Here is a 14,630-nt window from a genome sequence, read left to right as displayed (position 1 = left end):
GACAAACTCGATGGATTTCTATACCGCTGCGACCCCGACCCGCCCAGCCATGACCGTCCGGTGAGCCTGACTATGCGGCCACTCAGTCTATTCGCGCTGTGCTGCTTCAGCTCCTTATCGTTCGCTGCCGATGTGCCGGGCAGCCAGGATTTGCAAATCGTGCCGCGTCTGGCCGACGCACAGATTGTCGACTATCGCCCGGCCGCCGAGCTGGAGCGCATCTACCCGCTGGGTTCGATCCGCAAGATCAGCGGCCAGTTGCGTTATGACGGCCAGGTCACCGCCCGCGGCCAGACCACCTCGGTGACCTACGAGTTGCCGCCGGAACATTCCGCCACCGAAGCCTTCACCGCCGCCCGCGAAGCCCTGCAACAGCAGGACGCCGAGTTGCTGTTCTGGTGCCAGGCCCGCGATTGCGGCGAAAGCAGCCTGTGGGCCAACGAAGTGTTCGGCAACGCCAAGCTGTATGGCTCTGACGAACAACAGGCTTATCTGTTGCTCAGGCTGGCGGCGCCAAAGGACAACACGCTGGTGGCGCTCTACAGCATCACTCGCGGCAATCGCAAAGCCTATCTGCATGTCGAGCAGTTCGAGGCGACTGCGCCGTTGGGCGAACTGCTGCCGACCTCGGCGACCCTGCTGCGCCAGCTGAAAAGCACCGGCGAGCTGGATTTGCCGAAACTGGTCGATGAGCCGGATGCTACCTGGCTGCGCCTGATTTCCCGTGGCCTGAATCTCGACACGACCTTGCGGGTCACGGTTTCCGGGCCCAAGGCCGAAGCCTGGCGCCAGGCGTTGATCACTCAGGGTGTGCGGGCGGCCCGGATGGAAACCGGCAATCTCGAAGGCTCTGGCCTGCGCATCGACCTGTTGCGATAAGCTGTGCCGGGCGAGCACGCACGCAGTGTTCGCCTACTCTTTCGCTGACTGACTTTGCCGGGACTTTCCATGCTCAATAACGATCGCCTGCTGGTGCAGATTCTGCTGCTGGTGTTGTTTGGTGCCAGCCTGTGGGTGATGGCGCCGTTCTGGTCGGCGCTGTTCTGGGGCGCGGTGCTGGCGTTCGCCAGTTGGCCGCTGATGCGTTTGCTGACCCGTGCGCTCCATGGCCGCGAATCGCTGGCCGCGTTGATCCTGACACTGGGCTGGATGTTGCTGGTCGCGGCGCCGCTGGTGTGGCTGGGTTTCAACCTCGCCGATCATGTGCGCGATGCCACGGCCTTCATCAAGGACGTGCAGGTCGACGGTTTGCCGGAAGCGCCCACTTGGCTTGGCAGCGTGCCATTGGTTGGTGAGCGACTGGTGGCGATGTGGGACAGCATCGATCAGCAGGGCGCGGCGTTGATGGTCTCGATCAAGCCGTATCTGGGCCAGGTTGGTAACTGGCTGCTGGCGCGCAGTGCGCAGATCGGCGGCGGGATTCTCGAGCTGACGCTGAGCCTGGTGTTCGTGTTCTTTTTCTACCGTGACGGGCCACGACTGGCGGCGTTTGTGCACAGTCTGCTGCAGCGCTTGATTGGCGATCGTGCCGGTTATTACATCGAATTGGTGGCGGGCACGGTGCAGCGCGTGGTTAACGGTGTGATTGGTACGGCGGCGGCGCAGGCGGTGCTGGCGTTGATCGGCTTTTTCATTGCCGGGGTTCCTGGGGCGCTGGTGCTGGGGATCGTCACGTTTATGTTGAGTCTGATTCCGATGGGGCCACCGCTGGTGTGGGTGCCGGCCACGGCTTGGCTGGTGTGGAAGGGTGAGTACGGGATGGCGATCTTTCTCGGGATCTGGGGGACGTTCATCATCAGTGGCGTGGACAATGTGCTCAAGCCGTATCTGATCAGCCGTGGCGGTAATCTGCCGTTGGTGATTGTGCTGCTCGGGGTGTTTGGCGGGTTGATTGCGTTTGGCTTTATCGGGTTGTTTATTGGGCCTACTTTGTTGGCGGTGGCTTATAGTCTTTTGACGGATTGGAGTAAGAGTCAGGCTCGGGTCTAGGGGGGGCTTGGCGGCCTTTGGGCCGACCATGCTTGGGTTTGTCTGGTGTGAATATCCGAATGTTTCGCTGCGGCGGCTGGCGGTTTCGCCTGACGGCGACTTACTTTTTTACAAGCGCCAAAAAAAGTAAGCAAAAAACGCTAGCTCCTGCGTTCGGCCCTCGCAGGCTCGGGTTCCTTCGCTGCGGGATCGATCCGGGCGCAGCGGCTACGGTTTGCTTCGCTGCACCTCCTTCCGCTGTGTCTGGCTGCGCCAGACGGTCGCTGCGCTCCCACGCCCGGATCAATCCCTCCACTCAGCCTTCCGACGTCGCCTGTGAATCAAGATCAAAAGCGGTACTCGAGCTTGCGCTCATTGTTGAGTGGGGCGGCTTCGCCGCGGGCAGCTGCGCTGCTTTGATTTTGCTTTTGCTTTTGTGGGAGCGAGCCTGCTCGCGAAGGCGGCCTGGCAGCCAACCCATCTCTCTCTGAAACCACTAGATCCCTGTGGGAGCTGGCTTGCCAGCGATAGCGCCTCCACATCCAACCAATATCTGCCGAATACACTCAGTTTCATTGTGGGAGCGAGCCTGCTCGCGAAGAGGCTGGTGCATTCAACAGATGCATTGAATCATCAGACGCTTTCGCGAGCAGCCTCGCTCTCACTTCAAGTCGGCTGAGCCTCAGCCCCGTGGCAAGCGGACAATGGCAGTCAGCCCGCCACCCGGCGTTTCTTCCAGATTCAACCGCCCACCCAGCCGCTGCGCGGCCTCGCGGGCGATGGTCATGCCCAGTCCTACGCCGCCGGAGTTGCGGTTACGCGAGCCTTCCAGTCGGTAGAACGGTTCAAACACGGCTTCACGCTGGTCCTCAGCAATCCCCGGTCCGTGATCAATCACCCGAATCAGCAATTCCTCACGCTGTTGCAGCAGTTCAATCCGCGCCTGTCCGGCGTAACGCAGGGCGTTGTCCAGCAGGTTGTTGATGCACGAGCGCAGCGCCATCGGTTGTACTGGCAAAGGCGCGCAGTGGCCGCTGACCTGTACATCGGCGCCCTGGTCCTGGGCGTTTTCGCACAGCGATTCGACCAGCGCCTGCACGTCCAGCAACTGCAAGGCTTCGCTGGTGCGTTGTTCGTGCAGATAGGTGAGGGTGGCGTCGAGCATGCCGATCATGTCGTCCAGATCCTGGCGCATCTGGCTTTGCAGCTTGTCGTCGCTGATGTTTTCCAGGCGCAGTTTCAGCCGTGACAGTGGCGTGCGCAGGTCGTGGGAGACGGCGCCGAGCATGCGCGCGCGTTGCTGGACCTGTTCGCGGATGCGCCGTTGCATGAGGTTGAAGGTGTGCGCCGCTTGCCGGGCTTCGCGCGGGCCGGATTCGTCGAGGGGGTCGCTGTCGAGGTCTTCGCTCAGGCGCTCGGCGGCGTCGCTCAGGCGCTGGATCGGCCGGCTGAGCAGCTTGGCGCCGTACCAGGCGGCAATCATCAGGGTGATGAACTGGAAGGTCAGCGGTACCACCGGGCCACCGAACCAGGGGCGTGTTTGCCTCGGTGGGTAAGCGGCGTTGTGCAGCGGCGGTTGGTCGTCGATGTTCGTTGAGAACTCGGGCGGTGGTGGGGGCGGAGGAGGGCCGTAGAGCCTGAACCAGGCGAAAGCCAGCAGGTGCGCCAGTACAATCGCCAGAAACAGCACTCCAAACAAGCGACCGAACAGAGTGTCGAAGCGCGCCTTCATCAACCGATGTCCCGCGCGTCGAACAGGTAACCCTCGCCGCGCACTGTCTTGATCAACTGCGGGGCTTTCGGGTCGTCACCGAGTTTCTGTCGCAGGCGCGAGACCAGCAGGTCGATGCTGCGGTCGAAAGCCTCGATCGAGCGACCGCGAGCGGCGTCGAGCAGTTGTTCGCGGCTGAGCACGCGGCGCGGGCGTTCGATGAAGACCCAGAGCAGGCGGAATTCGGCGTTGGACAAGGGCACTACCAGGCCATTGTCGGCGACCACCTGGCGCAGGACGCTGTTCAGGCGCCAGTTGTCGAAGCGAATGTTCGCGCGCTGTTCGCTGCGGTCGTCGCGCACGCGGCGCAGGATGGTCTGGATACGGGCGACCAGTTCGCGTGGTTCGAACGGTTTGGCCATGTAATCGTCGGCGCCCAGTTCCAGGCCGATGATGCGGTCGGTGGGTTCGCAGCGGGCGGTGAGCATCAGGATCGGGATGTCCGATTCGGCGCGCAGCCAGCGGCACAGCGATAGGCCGTCTTCGCCGGGGAGCATCAGGTCGAGGACGATGACCTCGAAATGTTCACCCTGCAGCGCCTGGCGCATTGCCGCGCCGTCGGTGACGCCGCTGGCGTGGATGTTGAAGCGGGCGAGGTAATCGATCATCAGCTCGCGGATCGGCACGTCATCGTCGACGATCAGCGCGCGGATGCTCCAGCGCTTGTCGTCTTTGCTTTCGTCCGTCACGGTTGTCGGGGTGTTGTGCATGGGGCTGTTCGCTGCCAGTGGTGGTTTCAGCATAGGCGTCCGGCCGGGAGGCGGGAAGTGCTGTTGTAAGGACGTGTTGCGCCGGGCGAGGCTAACCCGGGTGCGTGTTGTCGGCGTGTCGGCTGTGTATCGGAGTCGACACAATGGCCGCGGCGGCTAAGCTGATCACGTTCGGCGCGACGATTTACCGATCATTGGGTGCCGCGCCGCCGCCGGTTCCGCTACAATGCGCGCCGTTTTCGACCAGCCTGAGAGCCCATCCATGTCCGCCTGCCAGACTCCTATCATCGTCGCCCTGGATTTCCCCACCCGTGACGCCGCACTGAAGCTGGCCGACCAGTTGGACCCGAAGCTGTGCCGGGTCAAAGTGGGCAAGGAACTGTTCACCAGTTGCGCGGCGGAAATCGTCGGCACCCTGCGTGACAAGGGTTTCGAAGTGTTCCTGGACCTGAAATTCCACGACATTCCCAACACCACCGCAATGGCCGTGAAAGCCGCTGCCGAGATGGGCGTGTGGATGGTCAACGTGCACTGCTCCGGTGGCCTGCGCATGATGGCGGCCTGCCGCGAAGAGCTGGACAAGCGCAGTGGTCCACAACCGTTGTTGATTGGTGTGACCGTGCTGACCAGCATGGAGCGCGAGGATCTGGCCGGTATCGGTCTGGATATCGAGCCGCAGGAACAAGTGCTCCGTCTGGCGGCACTGGCCGAGAAGGCCGGGATGGACGGTCTGGTGTGTTCGGCGCTGGAAGCGTCGGCGCTGAAAGCCGCGCACCCGTCGCTGCAACTGGTGACCCCGGGGATTCGCCCGGCGGGCAGCGCGCAAGACGATCAACGGCGCATTCTGACCCCGCGTCAGGCACTGGATGCCGGTTCCGATTACCTGGTAATCGGCCGTCCGATCAGCCAGGCGGCAGATCCGGCGCAAGCGTTGGCCGCAGTCGTAGCCGAAATTTCCTAAAGCTTATTGAAGATCCAACTGTGGGAGCGAGCCTGCTCGCGAAGAGGGCGTGTCAGTCGGCATCATTACCGACTGATCCACCGCTTTCGCGAGCAGGCTCGCTCCCACATTGGTTTCAGGCTGGCCTTAAACCTTCAACACCAACTTGCCAAAGTTCTCGCCGTTGAACAGTTTCATCAGCGTCTCCGGGAACGTCTCAAGTCCTTCAACCACATCTTCCTTGCTCTTGAGCTGCCCGTTGGCCATCCAGCCGGCCATCTCCTGCGCGGCGCTGGCGAACTGCGCGGCGTAGTCCATCACCACAAAACCTTCCATGCGCGCGCGATTGACCAGCAGTGACAGGTAATTGGCCGGGCCTTTGACCGCTTCTTTATTGTTGTACTGGCTGATGGCGCCGCAGATCACCACCCGCGCTTTCATGTTCAAGCGGCTCAGCACCGCGTCGAGAATGTCGCCACCGACGTTATCGAAGTACACGTCCACGCCTTTCGGACATTCGCGCTTCAGTCCGGCCACGACGTCTTCGGCCTTGTAATCGATGGCGCCGTCGAAGCCCAATTCGTCGATGAGGAATTTGCACTTGTCGGCCCCGCCGGCAATGCCGACGACGCGGCAGCCTTTGATCTTGGCAATCTGCCCGGCCACGCTGCCCACCGCACCGGCCGCGCCGGACAGCACCACGGTGTCACCGGCCTTTGGTGCGCCGACATCGAGCAGGGCGAAGTAGGCGGTCATGCCGGTCATGCCCAGCGCAGACAGATAGCGTGGCAATGGCGCAAGTTTCGGGTCGACCTTGTAGAAGCCGCGCGGCTCGCCGAGGAAGTAATCCTGCACACCGAGGGCACCGTTGACGTAATCGCCGACGGCGAAGCCAGGATTGTTCGAGGCGATGACTTTTCCCACGCCCAGTGCGCGCATCACCTCACCGAGACCGACCGGCGGGATGTAGGACTTGCCTTCGTTCATCCAACCGCGCATGGCCGGGTCCAGGGACAGGTATTCGTTCTTCACCAGAATCTGTCCCGCCTGTGGCTCGCCGACCGGTACTTCCTGATAAGTGAAAGTCTCGCGGGTCGCGGCGCCCACCGGGCGTTTGGCGAGCAGGAACTGGCGATTGGTCTGGTTGGTCATGACAGGCACTCGAATGGAATGAAGCCTTGTTGATAGCTCTTCAACGGCGATGTCGCAAGGTTGGCTGATACGGCGAATGCGAGTCGATCCAGTGCAGTGATGGTTACGGGGCGGGTTTCATCACTGCGGCGCATGCGCCGGTAAACAGCGATTGCATAGTGCTGACGTGCTTTCGCTGCCCTTGGCTATGCTGCGACGCCAACATCTCCCAGTTTTTTGCATTCGAGGACATACCCATGAGCATGACGTTTTCCGGTCAGGTGGTTGTAATCACGGGAGCCGCCCACGGCATCGGCCGCGCGACAGCCCTGGCGTTTGCCGCCGAGGGCCTGAAAGTGGTGGTGGCTGACCTGGACGCTGCCGGCGGTGAAGGCACGGTGGCGCTGATTCGTACCGCCGGTGGCGAAGCGTCCTTCGTGCGCTGCGACGTGACGCTGGAAAGCGATGTAAAAAATCTGATGGATGAGGTAATCAATACCTACGGTCGTCTCGACTATGCCTTCAACAACGCCGGGATCGAAATCGAGAAAGGCAAACTCGCCGACGGTTCGCTGGACGAATTCGACGCGATCATGGGCGTCAACGTCAAAGGCGTCTGGCTGTGCATGAAGTATCAGTTGCCGCTGTTGTTGGCGCAGGGCGGTGGCGCGATCGTCAACACGGCGTCGGTAGCCGGGCTGGGCGCAGCGCCGAAAATGAGCATCTATGCGGCGTCGAAACATGCGGTGATCGGCCTGACCAAGTCGGCGGCGATCGAATACGCGAAGAAGAAAATCCGTGTCAACGCAGTGTGCCCGGCAGTGATCGATACGGACATGTTCCGCCGCGCCTACGAAGCCGATCCGAAGAAGGGCGAATTCGCCAACGCCATGCACCCGGTCGGGCGCATTGGCAAGGTCGAGGAAATCGCCAGCGCGGTGCTGTATCTGTGCAGCGATGGCGCAGCGTTCACCACCGGGCACTCGCTGACGGTGGATGGCGGCGTGACGGCGTTCTGAATGTTGTCGTTATACAAAGAGCCCGCCTGCGTGCGGGCTTTTTTGCGTCTCGCGTCCTGGGATGTGAATACAGTTAAACAATGTGTATCAAACCGTTAGAACTGCCGCATTTGGCGGCGTTGTCGCACAGCCTCGGCGGCGCGGCTGTGATTTACTGCTGCCAGCAAAACTGACAGGAGTTTGCGAGCTCATGGAACTGAGAATTGACCGACAGGCAATGGTGCCGGTCGTGCAGCAGATTGTCGATGGAATGACTGACTGGATCGTGCAAAGCGGTATCCCGCCGGCCACCCGGTTGCCCTCCGTACGGCAAATCGCCCGGGGTAATCTGCTCAGCCAGTCGTGCGTCGTCGAAGCCTGCGAGCGCCTGGTTTCGCAAGGTGTGTTGACTGCGCGTCAGGGCGCCGGATTCATCGTCGCGGCCGCGCCGTCGTTGCGCGAAGCGGACTCGGAACTGGCAACGTTCGAGGGTCGCCAGGCATGGTGTGATGAGGTGAACGCCTCAACGAATCGCTTGATATTGGGCCAGGGAAGCCTGCCGCCGAGCTGGCGCGAGCCCGACGACCTCAGCTACGCGCTGCGCGAGGTGGCACGCACCGACATGGCGAGTCTGTTCAATTACAGCTCGCCGCTGGGGCTGCCAGCGTTGCGCGAGCAGATTGCCAAGCGCCTCAAACTGCTGAATATCGACGCCTGCAGTACCCGGGTGATGAGCACCAGCGGTGCCAGTCATGCGCTGGATCTGATCGTGCGCACCCTGTTCAAGGCCGGCGATTGCGTGGTGGTGGAAACGCCCGGATATGCACCGTTGTTTGACCTGCTGCGTCTGCACGGCGTACGCATGCTCGAAGTTCGTCGCACGCCGAGCGGGCCGGACACCGAAATGCTCGAGTCGGTGCTGCGTCAGTTTCGTCCCGCTGCCTTGTTCATCGGCAGTCATCACCACAATCCCACCGGCAGTTGCCTGACGCCCGCCGTTGCCCAGCGCATCGTGCAGTTGAGCAAGATCTACGACCTGCGCGTGATCGAAGATGACGTCTATGCTGATCTGCATACTGGCAACGGTACGCGGCTGGCAGCGCTGGATCATGAGGGACGGGTCGCTTATGTGGGCAGCTTCTCCAAGACACTGAGCAGTTCGTTGCGGGTCGGTTTTGTCCTGGCGGACAGCGAGCTGCTGACGCGGCTGGCTGAGGTCAAGATGATCAGCGGCCTGGGCTGTTCGAGGCTGGCCGAAGCGGTGCTGGCCAGGCTGATGGCGACCGGCGCCTATCGCAAACTGGTGCAGCGCCAGCGCCAGCGCTTGAATGCCGATCGCGCGGCGGCCTTGCAGGCTCTGGAAGATGCCGAGTGGGAAGTGTTCGGCAAGCCGGTTGGCGGGCTGTTTATCTGGGCGCGGGCACGCTTGCGCGACCAAGCGTCGGTGCGCAGGCAGGCCCAGCGTTGCGGGCTGGAGTTATCGGCAGCGGACGCCTTCAGTCCCAGCGGTGAGTGCGGTGACTGGCAGCGCATCAATGTGGCCTGTGCCTGCGACCCTCGGGCTCGGCAGTTTTTTCGCAATACTTGCGCGGATCGACCTCAAGCATTCTGAAAACGACGCGGGCGTAGCTTTTTGCCATTATTCCGACGCCAGAGTCTTGTGCTGGTTCGAGCCCGTTGCGAATCTTCGTTCACAGACTTTGGCAGGGGACTACGCGCAATGATTTCGGCCGTGCAAGGACGTTTTGCCAACCTCGGTATGGCGAAAAAACTGGGTATCGGATTCGTGCTGGTCTTGCTGCTGACTGCACTGGTCGCGGCGATCGGCGTCTGGTCGCTGCAAACCATCAGTCTGCGTTTCGACGGCTTGAAGCAGATGTCCGCGCTCAACAGCGGCCTGCTCAAGGTGCGCCTGCTCGAGCAGGAGTACGCGCTGCGCGGCAATCCGAAGACCGCCGATGCCTTGCGCGAAGGCGTCGATGGGCTGATTGTTCTTGCCGGCGAGCTCAAGGCACATTCCCCGGCCAATGTGCCGGTGATGAGCGATGTCGAGCAAGCCCTGGGCGCGTATCGCAAGGCCTTCGATGAATTCGTCTCGCTGAGCCAGGCCAAGGACCTCGCACTGGAAATGGCCAGTTGGTCGGTGTCCAGCGTGGCCAATAACCTCGACGTGTTGCAGAGCGGGCTGGCCGATGATGGCGCCTATACGCTGAAAGACACCGAGGGCAAGGACGGCGCGCAGTTCATCGAACAGGCGAATCAGGTCAGTCAGGTCTCGCGACTGATGCTGCAGGCGATGAACGAAGCGCGGGTGCGGCTGGACCAAAGCCGCAAGGGCGATTCCGACAATGCCGGGCAAGGCAACATCGAGCAGGCCGCGCAAGCGCAGGAGCAGGCCGAGGCGTTGAAAAGCACGGTCAAGGATGAGGGCTATCTGACTGTGCTCAATGAAGTCTCGGGGCATATCGCCGGATTCAACGAGAAACTGGCGGAGTACACCGGTTTGCTGGCGCAAGAGAAAACGGTTTATGACCAATTGCATCAGCGTGCTGCGCAGGTGGTGGACCGGGTCAATCAAGCCTATGTCGCCGAAGACGCATCGATGCAGACGGAGCTGAAAAAGAACACGGTATTGATCATTGGTTCTTCGGCGCTGGCCTTGTTGGTCGGATTGCTCGCTGCATGGGTGATCACGCGTCTGATCGTGGCACCGTTGCGCAGTGTGATTCGTGTGGCGCAGCAGATTGCTGCGGGTGATCTCACGGCAAAGGTCGAGGTGACACGCCGTGATGAAATGGGCCAGCTGATGTTGGCGATGCAGCAGATGGCTGCCGGCCTGGGCACGATTGTCAGTGGCTTGCAGGCCGGAATCGAGCGCTTGGCCGGTTCCGCGCAATCACTGTCGGCGGTGACCGAGCAGACCAATCTGGAGGTCAACAGCCAGAAGGAGGAAACCGAGCAGGTCGCCACCGCCATGAACCAGATGACCGCCACCGTGCATGACGTTGCGCGCAATGCCGAAGAGGCAGCGCTGGCGGCGCAGACGGCGGATGACAAGGTCGAGAGCGGCCAGCAGGTGGTGCGTCAAAGCATGGCGCGGATCGAGCAGTTGGCGGATTCAGCGACGTCGGCCAGTTCCAGCATCGAGAGCCTCAGCGCCGAGATTCAGAATATCGGCACGGTGCTGGAGGTGATCAAGAGCGTGGCCGAGCAGACCAATCTGTTGGCGCTGAACGCGGCGATCGAAGCGGCGCGGGCCGGGGAGCAGGGCAGGGGGTTTGCCGTGGTGGCCGATGAGGTGCGTGCGCTGGCACGGCGTACGCAGCAATCGACAGAGGAGATCGAACGCTTGGTCAGTGCCCTGCGGGCAGCGGCGCAGTCGTCGGTGCAGCAGATTCGCAGCAGTGGCGAACTGGTGAAGCTGGCGGTCAGTGATGCGTTGCAGACCGAGAGTGCGCTGGGGAGTATTGCGGCGGCGGTGTCGTTGATTCAGCAGATGAATCAGCAGATCGCGGCGGCGGCGGAGGAGCAGAGTTCGGTGGCGGAGGAGATCAATCGCAGTGTCACGCAGATTCGTGCGAGCGCGGATCACTCTTCCGTGGCGATGCGCGGGAATGCGGCTTCGAGTGTTGAGCTGGCGCAGTTGGGCGGGGAGTTGCGCTCGATGGTTGGGCATTTTCGGCTTTGATTCTTGGCGGCCTTTGGGCCGGCCAAGCTCTCGGCTTCGCCGCGTGGGGATGGCCCGGGTTTGCTTTTGCTGTTCTGTGGGAGCTGACTTGCCAGCGAAGGCGGCCTGACAGCCGACCGATTTTTACCTGAGAACACTGCTTCCCAATGTGGGAGTGAGCCTGCTCGCGAAAGCGGTCTTCAATTCACATTCTCTTCCAAGTCGCCCACAAAAAAGCCACCAATAACGGTGGCTTTTCTCCCCAGCATTCGCGACTCAGTCGTAAATCACTTTCTTCTTCCAGTCGGCATCCGCTTCGGCATCTTTCAAGCCGGCGGTCAGTTGGTTTTCTTCACCTTCCACCGGGGCGATCTTGTCCATGACCTGGGCGTTGGCTCGGGCGAGGAGTTTTTCCAGATATTGCAGTTGCTCGGCATACATCTGCGGATCCTGCTGTTTGCGCAGATATTGCACGCCGCGTTCGAAGGCGAGGCGGGCCTGGCCGGGTTGGTTTTGTTGCAGGGACTGTTGGCCGAGGTTGTTGAAGAATTCGATGTGCAGCAGCACGAGGATATGGCGCACTTCGCGAATCCATTGTTTGGCTTCGTTCGGAGGCAGGAAACCGTCGTGGGCGGCGCGGGTGATCTGGCCGTGCAGGGCTTCGAGGAGGAAGCGCACGTCTTTGGCCTTGGCTTCGGTCAGGATCGGCGCGGGCGGGTTGTTCACCGGCATCGATTCGCCCTGGGCAACGAGGGCGCTGAGTTCGGTGATGCGGGCCTTGGTGGTTGCGCTGGTCTTTTCCAGATTGAGCAGGCGCTGGCAGACGTTGAGTTCCAGGCGGGTCAGCAGCAGTTTCAGCGCCGGGGTCATGAACTGGCCAGGGAAGGTTTCGGTCAGTTCGCCGCATCGGCGCAGGCGGTCGTTGAGTTCGACTTTGGTGCGGGCCTTCTCCAGTTTGTTGTTTTCCACCACATGGTTCATGTAGCCAATGGCGATCAGAATTGCGATCCCGGCTACGACTAGCAGGGTGATCATGAGTGGTGTCACCGGTAAGACCTCTTTATAGGGTTCGCATGCGAGTGTAGTGGCTGGGCATTTACGCGCCTAGCGCCGCTCGACGGGTTTGATCGGCTGCTGCAATCTGTATCGGCCGCCGGCTGTATAGATGAATGCTGGCGCTTGATGTGCAGATTGCCATCACTGTGCGGTGACTATAACGTCTTGGCGAGTGGCGGAATATAGGCGTCAGGTTTCGGACGACGGAAAAGCCCTACGCGGCCCGTAATCCAGGTCGAAGTCATTGATTTAAATAAATTTATATCAGGGGGTTGACGACCCCTCAATCCATCCATAGAATGCGCGCCACTTGCAGCGTAAAGCACACAGCGAAACGCGGCAGGGAGTGAATGTTGTAGTGTGTCCCCTTCGTCTAGTGGCCTAGGACACCGCCCTTTCACGGCGGTAACAGGGGTTCGAGTCCCCTAGGGGACGCCAATGCGGGAATAGCTCAGTTGGTAGAGCACGACCTTGCCAAGGTCGGGGTCGCGAGTTCGAGTCTCGTTTCCCGCTCCAATTTTAAACAGCAGTGCTTTCGGGCGGTGCTGAGTGAAACCAGAACCAAGTCTTCGGATGCGGATCTGGACACCGAAACACACACCATGTGTTCCGGGTAGCGTGTCCCCTTCGTCTAGTGGCCTAGGACACCGCCCTTTCACGGCGGTAACAGGGGTTCGAGTCCCCTAGGGGACGCCATTTGCGGGAATAGCTCAGTTGGTAGAGCACGACCTTGCCAAGGTCGGGGTCGCGAGTTCGAGTCTCGTTTCCCGCTCCAATTTCATAAAAACGCCGATCAGTGATGATCGGCGTTTTTGTTTGTGCGCGTTTTGTACCTGCCGCGCTCTGTTACAACTTTCCTACAGCGATCCCGTGAAACTCGGAAGCAGCCGACAGCCAGCGCATGGGCAATTCTGAGATAACGACGCCGTTCCTGGCTATGACGCCAGCATCGGCCAGTCGATTCTGAGGATCTCATTCAATGTTTCAAAAAACTGCCACTGTTGATGCTTTGCGAGAAATACGGGCCACCGCCTGGCTGGCGTTGCCGTTGGTCATCGGGCATGTCAGTGCCGGGCTTATCGCCTTCGTTGACAACCTGATCGCCGGCAACCATGGCACCGATACCCTGGCGGCGGTGACTTTGGGCACTGCCTTGTTGTGGCTGCCGATGCTGGTGCCGATCGGTACGCTGATTGCGCTGACCGCTTCGGTCGCACGTTTGCACGGCGCGGATCGAATAAGCGAGATCGGTCCGGTGTTCCGCCAGGCACTCTGGTTGGCGCTGTTCATGGGGGGCGTGATGTTCGCTTTTCTCAGCCTCGCGCCGGCATTACTGGCGCCGGCAGGAATTGCGCCGCAAATGATTCCCGGCGCACGAGACTTTTTGCACGCCGTGCGATGGGGCAGTCCGGCGCTGACGCTGTTTTTCTGCATGCGTTATCTGTGCGAAGGAATGCACTGGATGCGCCCGACCATGATTCTAAGTTTTGGTGGGTTGCTGTTGCTGGCGCCAATGGGTTACGTGCTGACCAACGGCAAGCTTGGGTTTCCGGAACTGGGTGCTCAAGGCCTGGGCATTGCCTCGGCATCGTTGATGTGGCTGCAGGCGCTGCTGTTCGCCTGTTACCTGTGGCGCGGCAAACGGTTGGCGCATTTGCAGCTGTTTTCCCGGTTTGATCTGCCGTGTCGCGCTGGCATCCTCGATTTGCTGAAGGTCGGAATGCCAATCGGTATTGCGATTCTGACCCAGGGCAGTCTTTTCATCGTTACCTCGTTACTCATCGGCCGACTCGGTTCGACCTTTCTCGCGGCGCATCAGATCGCAGTCAATCTCGCGCAGCTGTGTTTCATGATTCCGGTCGCCGTCGCCGAGGCGACAACCGTGCGGGTCGGTCACGCGCTGGGCCGAGGCGACTTCAGGGCGGTGCGGCGGGCGGCGTATGCGGGTTGTGTCATCGTTGTTGTCGCCCAGAGTTTTTCGATGTTGGCCATGCTTTTGGGCAATCAGATGATTGCCGGCTGGTACAGCTCGGATCTCGCGGTCACCGCGCTGGCCTCAACGCTGCTCCTCTACGCTGCGGCTTTGCAGTTCCCAGATGGCATGCAGATGCTCGCGGCGGGAGCGTTGCGCGGTTTGCAGGACACGCGAATCCCCATGTGGCTGGCGATTTTCTGTTACTGGGGAATAGGTCTACCGTTGGGATGCCTGATGGCATTTGGTATGGGCTGGGGGCCGCAAGGGATATGGGCAGGACTCATCACTGCGTTGACGCTGGCGACGGTGTTGATGGGGTGGCGCTTCGTCCACCGCAGCCGGGAAGCGACCACGGTCACGCAATGAAAGAAAGGCCCGAGGGTGCATACCCTCGGGCCTTTCTTTACCACCGGG

Annotated in this window: 11 protein-coding genes and 4 tRNA genes; 11 read left to right on the top strand and 4 right to left on the bottom strand. The window is 61.1% G+C overall.

Translation table 11 applies throughout. The features are described 5' to 3' along the window. Positions 1-72 precede the first annotated feature (72 nt). On the top strand, positions 73-879 hold the full coding sequence (locus PS14A_RS18250) for a DUF4892 domain-containing protein (RefSeq protein ID WP_212617048.1): 807 nt from the start codon (positions 73-75) through the stop codon (positions 877-879). 69 nt (positions 880-948) lie between these two features. Continuing rightward, on the top strand, positions 949-1,989 hold the full coding sequence (locus PS14A_RS18245) for an AI-2E family transporter (protein WP_212616911.1): 1,041 nt from the start codon (positions 949-951) through the stop codon (positions 1,987-1,989). Positions 1,990-2,650: 661 nt separating this feature from the next. Here PS14A_RS18245 and PS14A_RS18240 read toward each other — a convergent pair. Both PS14A_RS18240 and PS14A_RS18235 read right to left on the bottom strand, forming a co-directional pair. Continuing rightward, complete coding sequence (locus PS14A_RS18240; protein ID WP_212616910.1) at positions 2,651-3,700, bottom strand: ATP-binding protein; 1,050 nt, start codon at positions 3,698-3,700, stop codon at positions 2,651-2,653. Beyond that, positions 3,700-4,449: a response regulator gene (locus PS14A_RS18235; protein ID WP_212616909.1), complete on the bottom strand. Its 750-nt coding sequence runs from the start codon at positions 4,447-4,449 to the stop codon at positions 3,700-3,702. Before PS14A_RS18235 ends, PS14A_RS18240 begins: the two co-directional genes overlap by 1 nt. A 262-nt stretch (positions 4,450-4,711) precedes the next feature. On the opposite strand from PS14A_RS18235, the gene pyrF reads away from it, so the two are divergent. Beyond that, entirely contained in the window at positions 4,712-5,410 is a 699-nt protein-coding gene (pyrF, locus tag PS14A_RS18230) for an orotidine-5'-phosphate decarboxylase (RefSeq protein WP_122507613.1), read from the top strand. A gap of 126 nt (positions 5,411-5,536) precedes the next feature. Here the strand turns inward: pyrF and PS14A_RS18225 are convergent, their stop codons facing one another. Next, complete coding sequence (locus tag PS14A_RS18225) at positions 5,537-6,541, bottom strand: NADP-dependent oxidoreductase (RefSeq protein ID WP_016773662.1); 1,005 nt, start codon at positions 6,539-6,541, stop codon at positions 5,537-5,539. A gap of 236 nt (positions 6,542-6,777) precedes the next feature. On the opposite strand from PS14A_RS18225, the gene PS14A_RS18220 reads away from it, so the two are divergent. From PS14A_RS18220 to PS14A_RS18210, 3 genes are all read left to right on the top strand, one after another. Continuing rightward, the gene (locus PS14A_RS18220; RefSeq protein WP_212616908.1) at positions 6,778-7,539 is read left to right on the top strand and encodes an SDR family oxidoreductase; all 762 of its coding nucleotides are present in this window, start codon (positions 6,778-6,780) and stop codon (positions 7,537-7,539) included. A gap of 190 nt (positions 7,540-7,729) precedes the next feature. Then, positions 7,730-9,130, top strand: coding sequence for a PLP-dependent aminotransferase family protein (locus PS14A_RS18215; protein ID WP_130910659.1), 1,401 nt, complete (start codon positions 7,730-7,732; stop codon positions 9,128-9,130). A gap of 108 nt (positions 9,131-9,238) precedes the next feature. Continuing rightward, positions 9,239-11,206, top strand: coding sequence for a methyl-accepting chemotaxis protein (locus tag PS14A_RS18210; protein ID WP_212616907.1), 1,968 nt, complete (start codon positions 9,239-9,241; stop codon positions 11,204-11,206). 255 nt (positions 11,207-11,461) lie between these two features. Here PS14A_RS18210 and PS14A_RS18205 read toward each other — a convergent pair whose 3' ends face one another. After that, a complete protein-coding gene (locus tag PS14A_RS18205) occupies positions 11,462-12,220 on the bottom strand; it encodes a hypothetical protein (RefSeq protein WP_212616906.1) in 759 nt (252 codons plus the stop codon). Between the two features lie 383 nt (positions 12,221-12,603). Between PS14A_RS18205 and PS14A_RS18200 the strand changes: the two genes are divergently transcribed. The 5 genes from PS14A_RS18200 to PS14A_RS18180 all read left to right on the top strand — a co-directional run bounded on the left by PS14A_RS18200 (position 12,604) and on the right by PS14A_RS18180 (position 14,582). After that, a tRNA-Glu gene (locus tag PS14A_RS18200) sits at positions 12,604-12,679 on the top strand. A 2-nt stretch (positions 12,680-12,681) separates the two neighbouring features. Beyond that, a tRNA-Gly gene (locus PS14A_RS18195) sits at positions 12,682-12,757 on the top strand. 104 nt (positions 12,758-12,861) lie between these two features. Further along, positions 12,862-12,937: transfer RNA gene (locus tag PS14A_RS18190), tRNA-Glu, on the top strand. Between the two features lie 3 nt (positions 12,938-12,940). Next, a tRNA-Gly gene (locus PS14A_RS18185) sits at positions 12,941-13,016 on the top strand. A gap of 204 nt (positions 13,017-13,220) precedes the next feature. Beyond that, positions 13,221-14,582, top strand: coding sequence for an MATE family efflux transporter (locus PS14A_RS18180; protein ID WP_137213902.1), 1,362 nt, complete (start codon positions 13,221-13,223; stop codon positions 14,580-14,582). Positions 14,583-14,630 lie beyond the last annotated feature (48 nt).

This window comes from Pseudomonas sp. 14A (assembly GCF_018132745.1).
GTDB classification, from domain to species: Bacteria; Pseudomonadota; Gammaproteobacteria; order Pseudomonadales; family Pseudomonadaceae; genus Aquipseudomonas; species Aquipseudomonas mercuritolerans.
The sequence above is the reverse complement of the archived record's forward strand: the minus strand, read 5'-3'. Positions and strand labels throughout refer to the sequence as shown.